Below are 1,753 nucleotides of genomic sequence, written 5' to 3' on the forward strand. Positions count from 1 at the left end.
TGTTATTGTTATTGTTATTGTTATTGTAGTTAGTAGCAGTATTGTCTTACCATGGCGAAGGTGCTGTGATTGATTACCACCCCCACTACTACTAGTAGTAGTACAGTGACCACTTAAAAATATCCTAAAATCATCAATTCTTAACCGATTTTATTCATTTTTTTTCCGCTGGTGTCGTTGTCACATATTGTTATAGAGCACAAGAGCTCTTTGACGAGATCTTGCACTCTAATAACAATAGGAGACAACGACACCAACTGCTAGCTAGTGTTACTTTTTTGGGTAGGCTGCACTAGAGTAGGCACAACTGCGGAAGAATCTTTTCGTGTTTCGGTGTAGTCCTTGGTGTAATTGGGACGACGAGGGGGAAACAACGGACTGATGATAACAATAACAATAATAATAATAATAATAATAACAACAACAGCAACAACAACAACAACAATAATAATAATCATAATAATAATAATAATAATAATAATGATACCTTGACGAGGGATCAACCTTGGTACCGCTTGTATTACTAAATAATAATAACAGTAATAAGAACAACAACAATAATAATAATAATAGCAATAATCATAACAATAATAATAGCAATAAAAGAACTGATGATTTTATGTTTTTTTTTTTTTTTAATAGCAATAATAACAATGACAGTATAATAATAACACTAACAATAACAATAACAATAACAACAATAACAATAACAATAACAATAACAGTAACAATAACAATAACAATAACAATAACAATAACAATAACAATAACAATAACAATAACAATAACAAGAACAAGAACAAGACCAAGAACAATAATAATAACAATAACAATAACAATAACAATAACAATAACAATAACAATAACAATAACAATAACAATAACAATAACAATAACAAAAACAATAACAATAACAATAACAATAACAATAACAATAACAATAACAATAATTATAGAAATAATAATAATATCAATAAAAACAATAACAACAGCAACAACAACAACAGTAATAATAATAGCAACAATAATAATGATAATAATAATAATACCTTGCTGTGGGGTCAACCTTGGTACTGCTTGTATTACTAAATAATGAGAATAATAATAGTAATAATAACAGTAATAATAACAATGCAATAATCATAACAATAATAATAACAATAATAGTAGCAATAATAATAGTAATAATAATAATAGTGATAATAATGATAATAACAATAAATAACAACAACAACAATAATAATAAGAATAATAATAATAATAACAATAATAATAACAACAATAGAAATAACAATAATAACAGCAGTAATAATAAAAAAAAAACAACAACAACAAGAACAAGAACAACAACAACAACAATCATAATAATAATAAAAACAAAAAATAATAACAATAACAACAACAACAGCAACAGCAACAACAAAAACAACAACAACAACAACACCAATAATAATAATAATAATAATATAACAATAATAATAATAATAAATTACTTTTTTTGAATAGCACGTTCCAGTTGGGACAAATATCTGTCATAGTGATTAATGATTTCTTTGAAAAAATCCTGACCGTTGATTCCAATATTATTATTATCCGATGGTCTCCTATAATAATTATGGTCAAAAAATTATTATTATTATTACTATTATTATTATTATTATTATTATTATTACTATCATTCTTATATTATTATTATGAAATTATTTGTTTTTGTTTTGAGTTTATTTCTTTGAAAAAATCCTGACCGTTGATT

The 1,753-nt window shown here is 24.3% G+C and carries 3 protein-coding genes; all 3 read left to right on the top strand.

The window, feature by feature from the left end; translation table 11 throughout:
• The first annotated feature begins 351 nt into the window (after positions 1 to 351).
• Genes FG385_RS34185 through FG385_RS33655 form a run of 3 tightly spaced genes read left to right on the top strand, consistent with a single transcriptional unit; the run spans position 352 to position 1,502 of the window.
• On the top strand, positions 352 to 492 hold the full coding sequence (locus tag FG385_RS34185; protein WP_160148961.1) for a hypothetical protein: 141 nt from the start codon (positions 352 to 354) through the stop codon (positions 490 to 492).
• 13 nt (positions 493 to 505) lie between these two features.
• Positions 506 to 1,093: a hypothetical protein gene (locus FG385_RS33650; protein WP_139100860.1), complete on the top strand. Its 588-nt coding sequence runs from the start codon at positions 506 to 508 to the stop codon at positions 1,091 to 1,093.
• On the top strand, positions 1,068 to 1,502 hold the full coding sequence (locus FG385_RS33655; RefSeq protein WP_200834779.1) for a hypothetical protein: 435 nt from the start codon (positions 1,068 to 1,070) through the stop codon (positions 1,500 to 1,502). The genes FG385_RS33650 and FG385_RS33655 overlap by 26 nt, the downstream gene beginning before the upstream one ends.
• Positions 1,503 to 1,753: the final 251 nt, after the last annotated feature.

Origin of the sequence: Amycolatopsis alkalitolerans (assembly GCF_006152065.1) — a bacterium.
Lineage (GTDB): Bacteria > Actinomycetota > Actinomycetes > Mycobacteriales > Pseudonocardiaceae > Amycolatopsis_E > Amycolatopsis_E alkalitolerans.